This is a genomic window from Bacillus sp. ISL-41, assembly GCF_018613235.1.
Classification (GTDB): domain Bacteria; phylum Bacillota; class Bacilli; order Bacillales; family Cytobacillaceae; genus Mesobacillus.
Window position 1 is genome coordinate 1 of sequence record NZ_JAGGQP010000006.1, and the last position, 19,008, is coordinate 19,008.

A 19,008-nucleotide genomic window follows, 5' to 3' on the forward strand; every position below is an offset into this window, starting at 1 on the left:
ATGTTCTTATAGAAGAAACATGATCATTTATTGTTTGTTGACGCTTGTTTGTTTAGTTTTCAAAGAGCAATTCTTGCATCGTCGCCCAGAAGCGACTTTAATAATATAACATTTACTAACTGTATAAGTCAATAACTTTTTTCAAAAACTATTGATTTGAAAGTTGTTGTCTCGTTACTGACTTTGAAGATTATATCAGGCAAATTATTTTAATGCAATACTTTTTAGCCACTTTCTTAAAACTATATAGTTTTTTAGGTATATCTCTTTTTCAGATCACAAAAGACAGCGGCATGCTCTCCATTTTAAAAAACAAAAGCCGGCTTAGAACGCCAGCTTACTGAATGATTTCCTCGATATGCAAGTACCTGTTCTTTTCCAAGGCAAGAATCTGTTCTGTCTCAAGCAACTTAACCAGCGGCCTTGCCGGGTTCTTCTCTTCTACAAAAATGATTTCTGCTGCCTGTCCATCTGAAAGGCGGATTTTTGTTCCAACTGAATAATTCATAATGGCAGAACTCAATGCTTTCAGGGCGGTAATGTCGAATTCGCCAAATAGCTCCTCATTGATCATCTCTAGTACTTTAAATGGGGAGTGTTTTGGCTTATAAATCCTTTCTGAAGTCATTGCATGGAAAGAATCAGCTACAGCAAGGATTTTTGCAAAAGGATGGATCCTGTTTGCCTTTTCTCCAAATGGATAGCCGCTGCCATCCATTCTTTCATGATGATGGAGAATGGCAATCTTTGTAGCATCCTTCAGCAATGGACTGTTTTTTACCATCTGATAGCTGTATGTAGGATGCTTTTTGATTTCTTCAAATTCATCTACAGTCAAAGTCGAGTTTTTATTAAGAAGTGTTGGACTGATCTTCGCCATCCCGCAATCCGATAAACATCCAGCCAGTGCAATCTGGGTGATATCCCCTTTGCTGTAATTCAGCTTTTTGGCGATGAAGGCACTGATGATGCCTACGGCCAATGGATGATCGTATATGTATTCAGTCTTGGTTGAATAATGATGAAGATTGAATATATCCGAAGAAGTCAGCTCTGTCTGCTCGATCAAAGGGACAATAATCGTTCTTAGTTTAGCGATATCTATCTGCATTCCTGATTGCCAGGAGATAAACTCTTTCCTGAATTTCTGTCTGGCCTGTAAAAACAGATCGATAAAAGTCTCTCCATCCTCATTAGACTTGAAGCCCGCTTTCTTATCGCTGCCAGTCGAAGGGGCATGAAAAGGCAAACCATTCACTAATGTTTTCTCCACATCCACTTCTTTAATCAGAAACACTTTCAGGATTCCTATTAGATGTTCTGATAATACTGTTTTTTTATTCATGATAGGTCTATTCGTTTTACTAAGAACATCATCAGTAAGGATACAGCCCTCTTTAAGGTTGTCTACTAGTACACGCAAGGCTTTCCACCCCAGAATTTTAATTTTCTTACAATTTATTTTACTTTATTTTACCAAAAAAGAGGAACACATTTTTGTGTTCCTCTCAAAAGTTTATTCTTCATCCACTTCAGTTGGCAGTTCAGTCGTTTCTGTTTCTTCACTGGCAACTTCTTCTGGGTCAACTGTTGCTTCAGCATTTTCATCCAGTTCGGCGTCTTCAGGCTTTTCTTCTTCCTTATCGACTTTCGCAACTGTAGCAACATATTCATTTTCTGCTTTGTTGAGGCTGATCAATTTTACACCCTGTGTATTACGGCCTGTCATGGAGATCGAGCTTACCGGGATGCGGATCAGGACACCGCCTGTTGTGATCAGCATCAGGTCTTCCTCGCCAGTCACGACTTTCATCGTCACAAGGTCGCCGTTTTTATCAGTGATGTTACATGTCTTGATTCCTTTACCGCCTCTGCCTTGCCTTCTGTATTCTTCGGAAGGGGTTCTTTTTCCGTATCCGTTCTTCGTTACAACAAGGATTTCAGCAGTTTCTTCAAGGACTTCCATGCCGACAACTTCATCATCACCGGACAGGGTAATACCTTTAACACCTGTGGCAGTACGGCCCATAGAGCGAACATCGGTTTCAGGGAAACGAATCAGTAAGCCATTCTTCGTGCCGATGATCATTTCCTTGCTGCCATCTGTCATCCGGACTGAGATCAATTCATCGCCTTCACGCAAGTTCAGGGCAATTAGTCCATTGTTCCGGATATTCGCAAATGATGAAAGCGGTGAACGTTTTGAGATCCCTTCTTTCGTTGTGAAGAATAGGAACCAGTCATCCACGAATTCCGAAACAGGAATGATGGCGTTGACCCACTCGCCTTTCTCGATTTCCAATAGGTTGATAATTGGTATTCCCTTCGCTGTACGGCTGAATTCAGGGATTTCGTAACCCTTCGAACGATACACCTTACCCTTGTTTGTAAAGAAAAGAATGGTATCGTGCGTTGAAGTAGTGATCAGATGTTCTACAAAATCATCTTCATTCGTTCCCATACCCTGGATTCCTCGGCCGCCGCGGCGCTGTGCCCTGTATGTTGATACAGGCAGGCGCTTAACGTAGCCGTTATGTGTCAGGGTAATGACGATATTTTCACGAGGAATCAAGTCTTCATCCTCGATCATTTCCAATCCGCCCGATACGATTTCCGTACGGCGCTCATCGTTGAAGCGCTCTTTGATTTCAGTTAGCTCTTCGCGGATGATTTCAAGAACTTTTTCATTATCAGCAAGGATCGCTTTTAATTCCGAAATCAGCTGCATAAGGTTCTGGAATTCTTCTTCGATCTTTTCGCGTTCCAAGCCTGTAAGTCTCTGCAGACGCATATCAAGTATTGCCTGCGCTTGCTTTTCAGACAACTTGAATTGTGTCATCAATCCTTCTCTTGCTATATCCGTCGTGCGTGAGCTTCTGATCAGGCTAATGACCGCATCGAGGTTATCGAGCGCGATTCGCAGACCTTCGAGAATGTGGGCACGTGCTTCAGCCTTCCTAAGTTCAAACTCTGTGCGTCGTCTAATGACGACTACCTGGTGGTCAAGGTAGTATTCCAGGCATTGCTTGAGGTTCAGAACCTTCGGCTGTCCATCGACTAAAGCAAGAAGGTTGATACCAAAGCTTGTCTGCAATGCAGTTTGTTTATAAAGGTTATTTAAAAGGACATTGGCATTCGCATCCTTGCGAACTTCAATTACAATCCTCATACCCTTGCGGTCAGATTCATCTCGCAGGTCTGTGATGCCGTCAAGCCTCTTGTCGCGGACTAATTCAGCGATTTTCTCAATCAGCTTGGCTTTGTTGACCTGGTAAGGCAGTTCTCTAACGATGATAACTTCCTTGCCATTTGATTTCTGTTCGATTTCAACTTTCGCACGGAGGGTGATCGATCCGCGGCCTGTCTCATAAGCCTTGCGAATGCCACTGCGGCCTAATATCAATCCCGCTGTCGGGAAGTCAGGTCCTGTGATGATTTCCATCAATTCCATGATGGTCATGTCAGGATCCTTACTGATTGCCAGTACTCCATCAATTACCTCGCCAAGCTGGTGTGGAGGGATGTTTGTCGCCATTCCGACAGCGATTCCTGAAGTACCGTTGACGAGCAGGTTCGGAAACCTTGATGGCATAACAATCGGCTCTCTTTCAGAACCGTCATAGTTGTCCTGATAATCAATTGTATCTTTGTTGATGTCACGTAAAAGCTCCATCGAGATTTTCGACATACGTGCTTCTGTATAACGCATCGCAGCAGCGGCGTCGCCATCGACAGAACCAAAGTTTCCATGTCCATCTACAAGCATATAACGATAGTTGAAATCCTGTGCCATACGGACCATAGTGTCATATACAGCAGAGTCACCGTGCGGGTGATACTTACCGATAACTTCACCGACGATCCTCGCCGATTTTTTGTAGGCCTTATCCGAATGCATACCAAGGTCATGCATCGCGTACAGTATCCTTCTATGTACCGGCTTCAAGCCGTCACGGACATCCGGAAGCGCACGTGCCACGATAACACTCATGGCATAATCCAGGAAAGATGAACGCATTTCCTGGCTAATATTAATCTCTTTTACACGTGGATTTGGTGTTTCAGCCATTTAAGAGAGACCTCCTTTAGGAACTCTGTTCAGCACGGCCATATAGGGGCAAGGCGCTCTGCGCGGCCCCTTGGCCATTTCAGAAAAAGCAGGATAGAGGCAGAACCTTCTATCCTGAGCATATATTTATTAAATATCCAGGTTCTTTACATAAAGTGCATTCTGCTCGATGAAATTGCGTCGAGGCTCTACCTTATCACCCATCAGGATTTCAAAGGTTTCATCCGATTCGATTGCATCTTCAAGGCTTACCTGGAGCAGTGTCCTTGTTTCAGGATTCATCGTTGTCTCCCATAGCTGCTCTGGATTCATCTCACCAAGACCCTTGTAGCGCTGGATGCCTGGCTTCGGCTGCTGTGGAAGTTCCGCTAGAATCTCTTCAAGCTGCTTGTCGTTATAAGCATACTCGATTTTTTTACCCTGCTGGATCTTGTATAAAGGCGGCTGGGCAATATAAATGTACCCTGCTTCAAGGATCTTTCTCATATATCGGTAGAAGAACGTCAATAATAAAGTACGGATATGGGCGCCGTCGACATCGGCATCGGTCATGATGACGATTTTTTGGTATCGTGCTTTTGAAAGGTCGAAGTCTTCGCCGATCCCTGTTCCGATCGCTGTAATGATCGCTCTTACCTCATTATTGGATAAAATTTTATCAAGACGTGATTTTTCAACGTTCAGGATTTTACCGCGCAATGGCAGGATCGCCTGGAAGTGGCGGTCACGGCCCTGCTTGGCAGATCCGCCCGCAGAATCACCCTCAACGACATAGATTTCACTGATGGATGGGTCCTTTGAAGAACAGTCAGCCAGTTTGCCCGGCAAGCTTGAAATTTCAAGCGCACTCTTTCTCCTGGTCAGCTCGCGTGCCTTTTTCGCCGCAAGTCTTGCTCTTGCTGCCATGAGTCCTTTTTCGACAATCTTTCTTGCGACATTCGGATTTTCGAGCATGAATTTTTCAAAGTGGTCGGAAAACAGTGTGTCAGTTACCGTACGGACTTCTGAATTCCCGAGCTTTGTTTTCGTCTGGCCTTCGAACTGTGGATCAGGGTGCTTGATGGACACGATTGACGTCAATCCTTCACGAACATCATCACCCGAGAGATTTGAATCACTTTCCTTGAAGATTCCGTGTTTACGGGCATAATCATTAATGACACGCGTCAAAGCTGTTTTAAAGCCAAACTCATGCGTACCACCCTCATAGGTATGGATATTGTTCGCGAATGAATAGATATTCCCTGTATAGCTATCGTTATATTGTAGAGCCACTTCGACCGTAATGCCTTCTTTTTCACCCTCAATATAAATCGGTTCTTCGTGAAGGACTTCTCTAGTACGGTTTAAATGCTCAACATAGGATTTAATACCGCCCTCGTAATAATACTCATTCTTTTTGCCTTCTCCCCGCTTATCTTCAATCGTGATCTTGATTGCTCTGTTCAGGAAGGCAAGCTCACGCAGACGGTTTGCGAGTGTATCATAGTCATATTCCAATGTCTCGGTGAAAATTTCCGGGTCAGGCTTGAAGTGGACAGTTGTTCCTGTCCGGTCCGTTTCGTCAATGACCTTCAACGGGTCACCAACAGCGCCTCGTTCGAACTTTTGATAATGGACTTTGCCATCACGATGGACAAATACTTCAAGATAAGTAGACAGGGCATTAACAACGGATGCACCAACACCGTGGAGACCTCCGGAAACCTTATAGCCTCCGCCTCCGAATTTACCTCCGGCGTGAAGTACTGTCATGATGACCTCGACTGCTGGCCTTCCCATTTTCTCGTGGATACCGACAGGGATTCCGCGGCCATTATCCTGAACTGTAATACTGTTATCTTCTTCGATAATGACATTGATCTCGTCACAGTAGCCGGCAAGTGCTTCATCTATACTATTATCAACGATTTCCCATACAAGATGGTGCAAGCCTTTTCCACTCGTTGATCCGATATACATCCCTGGACGTTTGCGTACAGCTTCCAGGCCCTCAAGCACTTGTATCTGGTTTTCATCGTACGCTTGTCCTTGCATGGATTGTTCCTCCATAGCCATATCGATCACCTACACTTTCATTTTGACTCAACTTTTTGAAAACATATCTATTAGCTATTTTCGCATATATCGTTGTTTTTCGACATTTTTTGCGAAGATGCCGATCTATTAAAATTCCTGAACGGATAATTTTTGGGAGCGTTTCTTTAATGTTCCTGATGCAAGTGGGGAATAATATATATGATTTCCTGTTACCACGATTGATTTGACCGTTCCTTTGGCCAAATGGATTATCTGCTGGCCCTGGCGCGTTATGAACTCCTCCATGAATGGAGAAGAACTAGCGCTTTCAATATCTAATATCGCTATAATATCTTTTGTCCTGACTAGGACTTCTTCACCAACATGCAAATACATGTAATCCACCTCATTGGATTCTTGACATTTCGCCGGTTTTCACTTTGTAAGTGGCTGCTTCCCTTAATGTCTGATGGTCAATCCCATCCACACTAGTGGTCGTGACGAAGGTTTGGACTTTCCCCTGGATGGTATTTAATAAATGGGATTGGCGATAATCATCTAACTCAGACAGGACATCATCAAGCAGCAGGATTGGATATTCGCCAATTTCTGAATTGATCAATTCAATTTCCGCCAGCTTTACCGAAAGTGCTGTCGTCCGCTGCTGACCCTGCGATCCGAATGTCTGGACATCACGGCCATTCACGAAAAATTGCAGATCATCCCGGTGCGGCCCGAACATGGTGGTCCCCCGGTCAATTTCTCTCATCTTCATTTTAGCAAATTTTTCTTCATACACTGCTATCATTTTCGACAAATCATCATCTTCTGATACCTCTGCTGAGGGTTTATAGACTATTTTTAAATCCTCAAGCCCTCTCGATATACCATGGTGGATTGGTAATGCCCACTGTTCGAGCAAATTCAGGAATTCAAACCGCTTCACGATGATCCTGGCAGCTGCCTGGATAAATTGTTCAGTGAGAATATCGAGCATGGTATGGTCTGATGCTTTTTTGATTTGCAGCTGCTTGAGATAATGATTCCGCTGCTGAAGGATTTTGTTGTACTGGCCCATATCATGCAAATAAATCGCCGATACCTGGCCAATTTCCATATCGACAAACCGTCGTCTTACTTGAGGACTCCCTTTTACAAGATTAAGATCCTCAGGAGCAAACATGACGACATTCATATTGCCGACATACTGGCTTAGCTTCCGCTGTTCAAGATGATTGACCTTCGCCTTCTTGCCTTTTTTTGAAATGACAAGCTGCATGGGCAATGAACCGTTGTTTTTTTTAATCCGTCCCTCTATTTTAGCATATTCCTCATCCCAGCGAATTAAATCTTTATCATTGGAGGTACGGTGCGATTTTGCCATTGCCAGCACATAGATGGACTCCATGACATTCGTTTTCCCCTGAGCATTCTCCCCGAGGATGACATTTACCTTATTTTCAAATGCCGCCTCTAATCCCTGGTAATTGCGGTAATTCCTTAATTGCAGTTCCTCTATATACATGAACAGTTCATCCTCTGGATTATTGCGTTATGCTGAACTCGCCTAAACCAGGAATTGATACCTGATCTCCGGAACGAAGCTTCCTTCCTCTTCGCTGATCTTGTTCACCATTGATAAAAACATCATGTTCACTTAAAAACCACTTTGCCATTCCGCCTGATTGGATTACATCGGCAAGTTTCAGGAATTGGCCAAGCGTGATATATTCCGTATCAATTTTTATTTCCTCATTCACGTTTCTCACCCTTTTCTTCCAAAAGGACTTAATACTTTATTTTACTAAATTTTTTCCATAGAAACAAATTTTCTTATATTCAGATGGATTTTCGCTCCAGGCACTTCGCTTTCCGCGGGAAGAATATGAAAAAGACCACTTGCCGTCTTTTTCATAAGCAATTCTTCCTTGGGGCTGGCGGTGAGCCTCCTCGGAGCAAGCCCCTGTGGGGTCTCACCTGTCCAGCTGATCCCGCAGGACATTGAATTACTTCCTCGAGTCTGCCCACGCACGATGGAAATGCGTTAGCATTTTCGAGGAGTCTTCGTGCCTCCCGCTACAATCCAATTAGTATACATTTTCAAGCTATAAGTAAAAAGCCACCAGCAAAAACTGGTGGCGTTATGAAATTAGTAAGTTCTAACCGGCAGGATCAGCTGCAGGATGGAGTCATCGTGGAGCGGTCGGATGACGAATGGTCTCATTGCGCCTGTAAAGCTGATCTGGATTTCTGTTCCTTCCAATGCTTTCAGGGCATCCATCATATATTTTGCGCTGAATGAAATTTTCAGATCCTCGCCATCGATTGATTGGCTTTGGATTTCTTCGACAACAGTACCGATTTCTGGCGTGTTGGAGGAAACCTCGATAGCGCCCCCTTCGATTGTAGAAAATTTAACAACATTGTTTCTTCCTTCTCTGGCAAGCAGGGATGCACGATCGATTGCATGAAGGAATTCTTTTGTGTTAACGACTACATCTGTTTTGCTCTCAGTCGGGATCAATCTTCCTGTGTCAGGATAATTTCCTTCAAGCAGTCTTGAGAAGAACAATAAGTGCTTTGCTTTAAACAATACTTGGTTTTCTGTAATGACGATATCGACTGACTCTGAGCTGTCATCAAGAATCTTGCTCAATTCTGTCAAACTTTTACCCGGGATGACCACATTATAGCTTCCAGTGTTCTCCGCCTCGAGTTTCGCTTTTCTTAATGCAAGCCTGTGGCTATCTGTTGCAATACAGATTAATTCATTGTTTTCGACCTTCCAGTTTACACCTGTCAAGATTGGGCGTGTTTCTGAGGTGGACACTGAAAAGACAGTCTGGCGAATCAGGCCTTTCAATAAGTCTGTAGGAATTTTGAATACATGCTCTTCCGAAATTTGCGGAAGGTGTGGATATTCCTCAGCATCCAGGCCATTTAGGTTAAATTCTGATTTACCAGAACGGATAATGGTTTGCAGATTATTGTGGACTTCGATTTCTACTGAATCTGTAGGAAGCTTCTTAACGATTTCACTAAAGAAACGCGCCTGCAAAACAATAGATCCTGGCTGTTTGATTTCGACGATTTCATCCCCAGCTTCTTCTTTAGGAATGAAAGATTCGATGGAAATATCAGAATCGCTGCCTGTAAGAGTTACTCCCTCTTCAGTCGCAACAATCTTAATACCTGTCAAAATGGGGATTGTTGTTCTGCTCGTCACTGCCTTCATTACGTCTTGGACGCTTTGGAGCAATGAATCGCGCTGGATAATAAATCTCATTTTTTAGCCTCCGTTTAGGAATATTTTTTATCTTAAATGCATATATTAATATGTTTTAAAAAATAGTAGAAGTACTAGTAGGGCCTGTGGATTTGTGGATAAGTGGATTTTTTCAAAGGAAACACAGCCTATCCACATGTGGACAGACTGTGCGTAACCAATGGAGAGTTATTCACACTTTCCTAAACCCTTAATTGTTCATTTATTTCTTTTAGCTGCTTTTGCAGACTTGAATCAACAGCAATCATCTTAGAGATTTTTTCATGGGCATGGATGACCGTCGTGTGGTCACGCCCTCCAAATTCTTCGCCAATTTTAGGCAGAGAGAAGTCGGTCAGTTCTCTAGATAAGTACATAGCGATTTGCCTAGGGAATGCGACTGATTTTGTCCTTTTCTTCGCTTTAAAGTCCTCTAGCTTCACATTGAAATGCTGGCCTACGACTCTCTGGATGTCGAGAATCGTGATTACCTTCGGCTTGGAACTCGGGATTATATCCTTTAGCGCTTCAGCCGCCAGGTCCGCATTGATATCCTTGTTGATCAGTGATGAATAAGCAACGACACGAATCAATGCTCCTTCAAGCTCACGGATGTTGGAGTCGATTTGGTTCGCGATATAGAGCATAACCTCATTCGGGATATCCAGGCCTTCTGCTTTAGCCTTTTTACGGAGAATCGCAATCCTGGTCTCGAGATCTGGAGGAGTGATATCCGTAATCAACCCCCATTCAAAGCGGGATCTCAGCCTGTCTTCAAGCGTTGGAATTTCTTTTGGCGGACGGTCACTGGAGATGACAATCTGCTTGCTTTCCTCATGCAATGTATTGAATGTATGGAAAAACTCTTCCTGTGTTTGTTCTTTTCCAGCCAAAAATTGAATATCATCAATGAGCAGGACATCGACATTGCGGTACTTATTGCGGAAATCTCCCGCTTTATTGTCCCTGATAGAATTGATGAATTCATTCGTGAATTTTTCGGATGACAAATAAACCACTTTCGCATTCGGATTATGGTCCTGGACATAATGTCCGATTGCATGCATCAAGTGGGTCTTACCAAGTCCTACGCCCCCATAAATGAATAAGGGATTATAGGCTTTTGCCGGCGCTTCAGCTACTGCAAGCGACGCTGCGTGTGCGAAACGGTTGCCTGAACCAATGACAAAAGTATCGAATGTATACTTCGGGTTCAGCATGCTGACAGGCAAATCTGGAATATCGTCTTCTTTCTTCACTCGTCTTGGCGGCAATGGAATGTCGAGATCCTCTTCGTTCTGGTTCTGAGGAATGATGAATTTTACAGAAAGCTCTTCACCAGTGATTTCATACAAAATACCGCTGATTAACTGGGAATAACGTTCTTCCAGCCAGTCACGGGCAAACTCATTCGGGGCTGTAATCGTAAGGACGTCCCCTTGCAAGGAATGTGCCTTAGTTGATTTAAGCCATGTATCGAAACTTGGCTTGCTGATCTTTTTCTCGATTTTAGCGAGAGCGTTGTTCCAGAGATCTGCAATGTTCTCCAACAATTATCCCTCCTTTTCTCGTCGTTTTACGCTTTTTTATTTGTATCTGGCTGCATTTGCACTCACAGTTTCATAATTTAATCTTCTGCATCCATGCTCGAAAAGCACAAAATCAAAGGTTATACATGCTGTACAACCCTTGGATTAATAAATATACAAAACTATTAATGTGGAAAAATATATAATAAGGAAGAAATGAAGCTTTTCGACAATATCCACTTTCTGTGGACAAAGTTTTACAACAGGTCTGAATAACCTATCCACAGCTTATCCACAATTTGTGGATAAGTATATTTTCGTTATCGAATTATTAAGAGTGAAAACACAAATATAATATCAGATAATCTAGCATGGCGCAACGCTTTTTAATACATTATCCACAATACACTATCACTGTGGAGATTAATTGTCCACAGGCACTTGAATTGTGTAAAAGCTGTCAGAAAGGGCTGTGGATAATAAAAAACGTGTCGATTTTTGTCCACAGGACGCTGGAAAGAGAAAAAATGGCGGATAAATATTGGGATTAATATTTATTTTGTTGGGAGAAAATATTCTTCTTTAAATGTTTTTGATGTCAATGGAAAAATTCTATGATCCGTACTGCTGGATTAACTTTTTCTTATAAAATGGCTTTAGACAATAGTAAGTTTTGAGGACCGGTTGATTGGAGTTGAAGGCGTGAAGACTCCTCGAAAATGCTAACGTATTTCCTTCGTGCGTGGGCATTTTCGAGAAAGCTAATTCAAAGTCCTGTGGGATGAGCAAGTCATCGGGAGACCCCGCAGGTGTGTTAACGCCGAGGAGGCTTCGGGACTCCAAGGAAGAATTTAATTTTTGAAAAAGCCGGCAGTTGGGCTGTTTCTTAATTCTTCTCCGCGGAAAGCGAAGCACCTGGAACAAAATCAACAGCCTAATTTACCAAGCCGAGACCTTTTTAAGAGAACGAATTAAATCATGGGCATTAGGAACTTAAATTTTGCCAATGCCGTCGATTTCCGAATAGGCACTTGACAATATACGGTGCCCCTCTTTATAATTACAAAGACTGTCTGTAACAGCTATTCCTCAGGGAGGTGTAACATATATGAAACGCACTTATCAACCAAATAAACGTAAACACAGCAAAGTTCACGGATTCCGTGCCCGCATGAGCAGTGCAAATGGCCGTAAGGTTCTTGCTCGCCGTCGTCGCAAAGGAAGAAAAGTATTATCAGCTTAGGCCACTGAAATGTCAGTGGTCTTTTTTCTCTTTGGGCAATACTATTTTGGGAGCTGGAATTACTGGCGAATGGGCTTTACGGGATTTGTTTTTGGAAATACTTATAAATGAATCCCGGTGGAGCCATTTTTAAAAGATCCCTAAAAAAACGGATCCATAGAGAATTGTAGGTGTTATAGATGAAAAAAGACTTCAGAGTGAAAAAAAATAAAGAATTCCAAGAAGCTTTTAAAAAGGGAAGATCAGTCGCGAACCGGCAATTTGTCGTTTATATTTTGAAAAAACCGGAGCAGGAAAATTTCCGCATCGGGCTGTCAGTGAGCAAAAAAATCGGCAATGCCGTCATGCGCAACCAGATCAAGCGTTATATCCGACAATCCTTTCATGAATTTCAGGACCGCGTCCAAAATGGTAATGACTACATCATCATCGCCCGAAAGCCGACTGCTGAAATGGACATGCATGAAGTGAAGAAAAGCCTGGAGCATGTCTTGAAGGTCGGAAAGGTTTTGAAGAAGCCATAACCTGGAGATAATGGAAGAGGCAAAAATATTTACCGAATTGCATTTTTTAAAAGCGCTTCCCTATAAAAGATGTTAAAATACTCTTGATTGCATTGTGCTGGCAAAGCTAAATGTACATAAATTTTGGGACAAACTATTGAAAATAAATGAACGCACCGGGAAGTTAGGAGGAAATGAAGCTTGAAAAAAAGAATATTATTGATAATGGGCTTGCTTTTAGTGATGACCGTGCTGACAGGCTGTATGGAGTATGATCAGCCAATCACTGAGGAAAGCAAGGGTTTTTGGAATGAATACATTGTTTATCCATTGTCCTTGTTAATCGTCAAGATGGCTGAATGGCTCTGGGGCAGCTTCGGTTTATCGATTATCGCTGTTACTTTGATCATCCGCCTGGCTATCCTGCCGCTTATGATCAAACAGACAAAGAGTTCCAAGGCAATGCAGGCGTTGCAACCGGAAATGCAGAAGCTGAAGGAAAAATACAGCTCGAAGGACCAGAAAACCCAGCAGAAGCTGCAGCAGGAAACGATGGCACTTTTCCAAAAGCATGGTGTCAATCCGCTTGCAGGCTGTTTCCCGCTGATCGTTCAGATGCCGATCCTGATTGGTTTCTACCACGCGATTTCAAGAACAAGGGAGATTGCCGAGCATAACTTCATGTGGTTCGACCTTGGTTCACCGGATCCATATTATATCCTGCCGTTAGTCGCAGGTGCTACAACGTTCATCCAGCAAAAAATGATGATGGCAGGCCAGGAAGCAAATCCGCAAATGGCGATGATGCTATGGCTGATGCCAATCATGATCATTGTATTCGCGATCAACTTCCCAGCAGCACTTTCATTGTACTGGGTAGTCGGTAACTTATTCATGATTGTTCAAACTTACTTTATTAAAGGGCCGGATCTTAAGGCAACTGCTGCCGGCAATGCGGGAGGAGCAAAAAAGTGAAACAGGTAACTGCTACAGGACAAAATGTCGACGAAGCAGTAGAATCCGCTTTAGCTCAATTAAAAACAACCAAAGACCGCACAGAAATTGATGTAATTGATGAAGGCAAAAAGGGGATTTTCGGACTTTTCGGCACACGCCCGGCTGTCGTCAAGGTGACAGTTAAAATTGATGCTGTTGAAGAAGCCGTAAATTATTTGAAATCGGTTGGCTTGCAAATGGGGGCTCCAATTGAAGTTGATGTGAAGAAGGAAGGGAAAACAGTACTCTTTACGATGTCAGGTGAGAAAATTGCTTTGTTGATCGGAAAAAGAGGACAAACACTGAATTCTCTGCAATTTTTGACCCAGCTCGTAATGAACCGTTACTCTGAACAGTATGCTACTGTCCTGCTTGATGCGGAGGATTATCGCCAGCGCAGGAATGATACACTCGTGCAATTGGCTGAACGCCTTGCGCAAAAAGCAGTCAGAACCGGACAGACAGTTGCGCTCGAACCTATGCCTTCGTATGAACGCAAAGTGATTCATACTGCATTGATGTCAAATAAAAAAATCAAAACCTTTTCCGATGGCACCGAACCACATAGACATATTGTGATCGCGCCTTCGAAGTAATAATGAGCGAAAAAACCCGATCCAGGAGCTGGTTCGGGTTTTTTTGTGCGATATTTTTAAGGATTTGGCACATATTTTGAAGTATCTGCTTCATTAATCCTTCATGAGAGTTGAAATTCAATATTTTATGGACTCTCAGTGATGTTAATTTTGTTCATTTAAAATTTTTATTGGCGAATTGGAAATCATCATGAATTTTTTCCAATTTAACAACCCGCTCATCAGCCTTAAAACATCATTTTTCGTCATCAGTTCCAAACGTCTACCAACATGGAGATCACTAGTTGAATTAAAATCAAAATCCAACATTCAGTTCCTCAAGTTCAGACAACTTATGTTCCTTAGCCGGACCTCTAGCAATCCACTTTTCCACAACACAAATAAAAATCATTTATTTCCTCATTTGGTTTTATTGTTATTCACATGTGGATAAGTTAAAATTAAATAAGTTTATTTAATGAGTTGTGGATAAATTCAGAGTTGAAAGTATTCCTTTCTTTTTTTCGCTAAAGTGATGTGGTATTCTAGTAATTTGTAGAAAACAAACTTTAATCTTTTTTGATATAAATAATTCTTTTGAAAAAGCGGGGTGAGCAAATGGAATTTGATACGATTGCGGCGATTTCTACGCCGATGGGTGAAGGTGCGATTGCGATTGTCCGTTTAAGCGGTGATCAGGCTTTTGAAATTGCAGATCGCCTGTTCAAAGGGGTTGGCAGCAAGAAGCTGAGTGAGGTGGCCTCGCATACAATCCATTACGGCCATCTGATTGATCCGAAAACTGGACAAGTCGCGGAAGAAGTAATGGTCTCTGTCATGAGAGGGCCAAAAACTTTTACGAAAGAAGATGTAGTCGAAATCAACTGCCATGGGGGTCTTGTTTCTGTAAACCGTGTGCTCCAGCTTGTTCTGAATCAGGGAGCGAGACTGGCGGAGCCGGGGGAATTTACAAAACGGGCTTTTTTAAATGGACGGATCGACCTTTCCCAGGCGGAGGCAGTCATCGACTTGATCAGAGCGAAAACGGACCGTGCGATGAATCTGGCGCTTGGCCAGATGGAAGGACGCCTATCTAAGCTGATCCAGAAGCTGCGCCAGGAAATCTTAGAAGTTCTTGCGCATGTCGAAGTGAATATCGATTATCCGGAGTATGACGATGTAGAAGAAATGACGCATAATATGCTTTTGGAGAAGGCGAAGTATGTAAAAGGGGAGCTTGAAAAGCTTCTGCAAACCTCACAGCAGGGAAAAATCCTCCGTGAAGGATTGTCCACGGTCATAGTTGGCCGCCCGAATGTAGGGAAATCTTCGCTGCTTAACAGCCTTGTGCATGAAAATAAAGCGATTGTTACTGATATACCAGGGACCACGCGCGATGTCATCGAAGAATATGTGAATGTTCGTGGTGTTCCTTTACGACTTCTTGATACAGCGGGGATCCGCGAAACTGAGGATATCGTTGAACGAATCGGCGTCGAACGGTCTCGCCAGGTTTTGAAGGAAGCGGATTTGATCTTGCTCGTTCTGAATTATTCGGATGGGCTTTCGGAAGAGGATCGGAACATTTTCAAAGCGGTTGAGGGGATGGACGTGATTGTCATCGTCAATAAAACAGACCTGCCGCAAAAAATTGATATGGACCAGGTGAAGGAGCTTGCGAATCAGTATTCCCTTGTAACAACCTCATTGCTGGAGGACAAGGGAGTGGATGAGCTGGAAGAAGCGATATCCAGCCTGTTCTTCTCAGGTGCGATCGAATCGGGAGACATGACGTATGTTTCGAACAGCCGCCATATCGCACTCCTGAATCAGGCTGTCCATTCAATAGAAGAAGCAATCTCGGGTGTTGAAATGGGAACTCCAATCGATATCGTCCAGATCGATCTGACTCGTTCCTGGGAGCTGCTTGGCGAAATCATTGGAGAAAGCGTCCATGAAAGCTTGATCGACCAGTTATTCTCCCAGTTCTGTTTAGGGAAGTAATAGGAAAGAAACTATTTTCATAAAACATTATCTCTTGCTACTAGAGAATTATCTGGTGTAGCACTTTTGGACTATAAAGGTATTTGAATGGAGCATAAAAAGGAGGCAGCAGGATGGGTTATGAAGCCGGAAATTTTGATGTGGTTGTAGTTGGTGCCGGCCATGCGGGCGTTGAGGCGGCCCTTGCGCCAGCACGCATGGGTGCGAAAACAGCGATGATTACCATCAATCTTGATATGATTGCGTTCATGCCGTGCAACCCGTCAATCGGCGGACCTGCAAAGGGTATTGTTGTACGGGAAATTGACGCATTGGGCGGAGAAATGGGCCGCAATATCGATAAAACTTACATCCAGATGAGGATGCTGAATACAGGAAAGGGACCTGCAGTACGTGCGTTGAGGGCCCAGGCCGATAAATTCGATTATCAAAATGAAATGAAAAAGACGCTGGAAAATGAAAAGAACCTTACATTGGTACAAGGCATGGTTGAGCGCCTGATTGTAGAGGACGGAGAATGTAAAGGGGTCATTACGCAGACTGGAGCCATTTATCGCGCAAAAACAGTCGTCATTACGACTGGTACGTATATGCGCGGGGAAATTATCCTCGGCGAATTGAAATATTCAAGCGGTCCGAACAACCAGCAGCCGTCAATCAAGCTTTCAGAGCATCTTGAGGAGCTTGGCTTTGACCTGGTTCGTTTTAAAACGGGAACGCCGCCTCGTGTGCACAGCGACAGTATTGATTATACAAAAACAGAAATTCAGCCTGGTGATGATGTCCACCGTGCATTTTCTTATGAAACGACGAAATACATCACAGATCAGCTTCCTTGCTGGCTGACATATACGAATGAGCGCACACACCAGCTGATTGATGACAATTTGCACCGGTCACCAATGTATTCCGGAATGATCAAGGGAACTGGCCCGCGCTACTGCCCATCCATCGAGGATAAGGTCGTCCGATTTAATGACAAGCCGCGCCACCAGATCTTCCTCGAGCCGGAAGGCAGGAACACTCAGGAAGTGTATGTTCAGGGACTATCAACCAGCTTGCCTGAAGAGGTCCAGCATAAAATCCTTCAGACGATACCTGGTCTTGAAAAAGTACAAATGATGCGTGCCGGCTATGCGATTGAGTATGATGCTGTTGTGCCGACGCAGCTGTGGCCAACATTGGAAACAAAACTAGTCAAAAATCTTTATACAGCTGGCCAAATCAACGGTACTTCTGGCTACGAAGAAGCTGCCGGCCAGGGAATCATGGCTGGAATCAATGCCGGCAGAAGGGCGTTGGACAAAGAAGAAGTCATCCTGAGCCGCGCCGATGCCTATATCGGGGTATTGATCGATGACCTCGTGACAAAAGGAACAAATGAACCATACCGTCTATTGACATCCAGAGCGGAGTACCGCCTGCTTCTGCGTCATGACAATGCAGATCTTCGCTTGACTGAAAAAGGATACGAAATCGGCTTGATTACCGAAGAACGTTACCAGAAGTTTTTAGCGAAAAAAGAAGCAATCGAAGGTGAGAAACAACGCCTGCAATCGATCATCATCAAACCGACAGCGGAAGTTCAGGAACTGATCCGTTCACTTGGCGGCAGTGAGCTGAAGGATGGCATCCGTGCTTCAGATTTATTGAAGCGACCTGAGGTTTCTTATGAGCATATCAAGCAGCTTGTTCCTGCAGCAGGCGAACTTGATTTTGAAACAGAAGAACAGACCGAAATCCAAATCAAATATGAGGGATATATCGAGAAATCTCTTCAGCAGGTTGAAAGGCTGAAAAAGATGGAAGACAAGAAAATCCCGGAAAATATTGATTATGATGCGATTTCTGGATTGGCGACAGAAGCCCGCCAAAAATTAAAAGAAGTACGTCCGCTAACCTTGGCACAGGCATCGAGAATCTCAGGTGTGAACCCTGCTGACATCTCAATTCTGCTTGTCTATATGGAACAGGGGCGTATTGCACGGATCTAATCGTTCATTTTTTGTAAGGAAATCACCAGCAAGGACAGAAAGGGTTGGCTTATGAATACAGATCAATTTAAAGCTTTGCTCGCTGAAAAGGGGATTGAGCTTTCCCAGAAGCAAATGGAGCAATATGAAAAGTATTACCAAATGCTCGTCGAGTGGAATGAAAAAATGAATTTAACTGCGATCACAGAAAAGCCTGATGTGTATTTGAAGCATTTCTATGATTCCGTTTCCGCAGCATTTTATTTTGATTTTAACAAGCCGCTCAATTTGTGTGATGTTGGTGCCGGTGCCGGTTTCCCAAGCATCCCGATTAAAATTGCTTTCCCGGAAATCAAGGTGACGATTGTTGATTCCCTGAATAAGCGAATTACGTTTCTGGAGCAGCTTTCGAAGGAATTGGGTCTTGAAGGAACGACTTTCATTCACGATCGCGCCGAGACATTCGGACAGAATCCTTCTCATCGTGAAAAATATGAGGTTGTGATGGCAAGGGCAGTTGCAAGGATGTCAGTATTAAGCGAGCTTTGTCTCCCGCTGGTGAAAGTAGGCGGGACATTCGTCGCCATGAAAGGCAACCAGGCAGGGGAAGAACTGCAGGTTGGCGAAAAAGCGATTTCTGTCCTTGGCGGGAAGCTGGAATCCGCTCACTCCTTTACTTTGCCGGTGGAAGAGAGCGAACGGAATATTTTAATCATTAACAAACTAAAAGCAACACCTAAGAAGTACCCAAGAAAACCGGGAACTCCGAATAAAACGCCGATTGAATAGAGGCATCCATCATCCGCAGCACCTCCAGTCAAAGACCCGAGGT

General features: G+C 43.5%; 15 protein-coding genes. 7 read left to right on the plus strand and 8 right to left on the minus strand.

Annotated features, from left to right (window positions below; all coding sequences use genetic code 11):
• Positions 1-337 precede the first annotated feature (337 nt).
• The 8 genes from J7I80_RS02215 to dnaA all read right to left on the minus strand — a co-directional run bounded on the left by J7I80_RS02215 (position 338) and on the right by dnaA (position 10,903).
• Positions 338-1,423, minus strand: a complete 1,086-nt coding sequence (locus tag J7I80_RS02215) for an HD-GYP domain-containing protein (protein WP_214735803.1) — start codon at positions 1,421-1,423, stop codon at positions 338-340.
• A gap of 93 nt (positions 1,424-1,516) precedes the next feature.
• Positions 1,517-4,069, minus strand: a complete 2,553-nt coding sequence (gyrA, locus tag J7I80_RS02220) for a DNA gyrase subunit A (RefSeq protein WP_214735804.1) — start codon at positions 4,067-4,069, stop codon at positions 1,517-1,519.
• Positions 4,070-4,198: 129 nt separating this feature from the next.
• Positions 4,199-6,106, minus strand: a complete 1,908-nt coding sequence (gene gyrB / locus J7I80_RS02225; protein ID WP_251027546.1) for a DNA topoisomerase (ATP-hydrolyzing) subunit B — start codon at positions 6,104-6,106, stop codon at positions 4,199-4,201.
• A gap of 129 nt (positions 6,107-6,235) precedes the next feature.
• Positions 6,236-6,484, minus strand: coding sequence for an extracellular matrix regulator RemB (remB, locus tag J7I80_RS02230; protein ID WP_214735805.1), 249 nt, complete (start codon positions 6,482-6,484; stop codon positions 6,236-6,238).
• 10 nt (positions 6,485-6,494) lie between these two features.
• Positions 6,495-7,613, minus strand: coding sequence for a DNA replication/repair protein RecF (gene recF, locus J7I80_RS02235; RefSeq protein ID WP_214735806.1), 1,119 nt, complete (start codon positions 7,611-7,613; stop codon positions 6,495-6,497).
• A gap of 19 nt (positions 7,614-7,632) precedes the next feature.
• Entirely contained in the window at positions 7,633-7,848 is a 216-nt protein-coding gene (yaaA, locus tag J7I80_RS02240; protein ID WP_192472744.1) for a S4 domain-containing protein YaaA, read from the minus strand.
• A gap of 389 nt (positions 7,849-8,237) precedes the next feature.
• Positions 8,238-9,374: a DNA polymerase III subunit beta gene (gene dnaN, locus J7I80_RS02245; protein ID WP_214735807.1), complete on the minus strand. Its 1,137-nt coding sequence runs from the start codon at positions 9,372-9,374 to the stop codon at positions 8,238-8,240.
• 182 nt (positions 9,375-9,556) lie between these two features.
• Positions 9,557-10,903 (minus strand): chromosomal replication initiator protein DnaA, encoded by a 1,347-nt coding sequence (dnaA, locus tag J7I80_RS02250; RefSeq protein ID WP_214735808.1) that lies wholly within the window; start codon positions 10,901-10,903, stop codon positions 9,557-9,559.
• A gap of 1,087 nt (positions 10,904-11,990) precedes the next feature.
• On the opposite strand from dnaA, the gene rpmH reads away from it, so the two are divergent.
• The 7 genes from rpmH (at position 11,991) to rsmG (ending at position 18,965) form a co-directional block, all read left to right on the plus strand.
• Positions 11,991-12,125: a 50S ribosomal protein L34 gene (gene rpmH, locus J7I80_RS02255; protein ID WP_013059930.1), complete on the plus strand. Its 135-nt coding sequence runs from the start codon at positions 11,991-11,993 to the stop codon at positions 12,123-12,125.
• 179 nt (positions 12,126-12,304) lie between these two features.
• Positions 12,305-12,649: a ribonuclease P protein component gene (rnpA, locus tag J7I80_RS02260; RefSeq protein WP_214735809.1), complete on the plus strand. Its 345-nt coding sequence runs from the start codon at positions 12,305-12,307 to the stop codon at positions 12,647-12,649.
• A gap of 180 nt (positions 12,650-12,829) precedes the next feature.
• Positions 12,830-13,603, plus strand: coding sequence for a YidC family membrane integrase SpoIIIJ (gene spoIIIJ / locus J7I80_RS02265; protein ID WP_214735810.1), 774 nt, complete (start codon positions 12,830-12,832; stop codon positions 13,601-13,603).
• A complete protein-coding gene (gene jag, locus J7I80_RS02270; RefSeq protein ID WP_214735811.1) occupies positions 13,600-14,220 on the plus strand; it encodes an RNA-binding cell elongation regulator Jag/EloR in 621 nt (206 codons plus the stop codon). Before spoIIIJ ends, jag begins: the two co-directional genes overlap by 4 nt.
• Before the next feature lie 597 nt (positions 14,221-14,817).
• The gene (mnmE, locus tag J7I80_RS02275) at positions 14,818-16,203 is read left to right on the plus strand and encodes a tRNA uridine-5-carboxymethylaminomethyl(34) synthesis GTPase MnmE (protein WP_214735812.1); all 1,386 of its coding nucleotides are present in this window, start codon (positions 14,818-14,820) and stop codon (positions 16,201-16,203) included.
• Between the two features lie 113 nt (positions 16,204-16,316).
• Complete coding sequence (mnmG, locus tag J7I80_RS02280; RefSeq protein WP_214735813.1) at positions 16,317-18,197, plus strand: tRNA uridine-5-carboxymethylaminomethyl(34) synthesis enzyme MnmG; 1,881 nt, start codon at positions 16,317-16,319, stop codon at positions 18,195-18,197.
• Between the two features lie 51 nt (positions 18,198-18,248).
• On the plus strand, positions 18,249-18,965 hold the full coding sequence (rsmG, locus tag J7I80_RS02285) for a 16S rRNA (guanine(527)-N(7))-methyltransferase RsmG (RefSeq protein ID WP_214735814.1): 717 nt from the start codon (positions 18,249-18,251) through the stop codon (positions 18,963-18,965).
• Positions 18,966-19,008: the final 43 nt, after the last annotated feature.

Excerpts from the sequence above, each read along its gene's own strand:
- gyrA (WP_214735804.1), bottom strand. The coding sequence starts at position 4,069 with ATGGCTGAAACACCAAATCCACGTGTAAAAGAGATTAATATTAGCCAG.
- gyrB (WP_251027546.1), bottom strand. The coding sequence starts at position 6,106 with ATGCAAGGACAAGCGTACGATGAAAACCAGATACAAGTGCTTGAGGGC.
- remB (WP_214735805.1), bottom strand. The coding sequence starts at position 6,484 with ATGTATTTGCATGTTGGTGAAGAAGTCCTAGTCAGGACAAAAGATATT.
- recF (WP_214735806.1), bottom strand. The coding sequence starts at position 7,613 with ATGTATATAGAGGAACTGCAATTAAGGAATTACCGCAATTACCAGGGA.
- dnaN (WP_214735807.1), bottom strand. The coding sequence starts at position 9,374 with ATGAGATTTATTATCCAGCGCGATTCATTGCTCCAAAGCGTCCAAGAC.
- rpmH (WP_013059930.1), top strand. The coding sequence starts at position 11,991 with ATGAAACGCACTTATCAACCAAATAAACGTAAACACAGCAAAGTTCAC.
- rnpA (WP_214735809.1), top strand. The coding sequence starts at position 12,305 with ATGAAAAAAGACTTCAGAGTGAAAAAAAATAAAGAATTCCAAGAAGCT.
- mnmE (WP_214735812.1), top strand. The coding sequence starts at position 14,818 with ATGGAATTTGATACGATTGCGGCGATTTCTACGCCGATGGGTGAAGGT.
- mnmG (WP_214735813.1), top strand. The coding sequence starts at position 16,317 with ATGGGTTATGAAGCCGGAAATTTTGATGTGGTTGTAGTTGGTGCCGGC.
- rsmG (WP_214735814.1), top strand. The coding sequence starts at position 18,249 with ATGAATACAGATCAATTTAAAGCTTTGCTCGCTGAAAAGGGGATTGAG.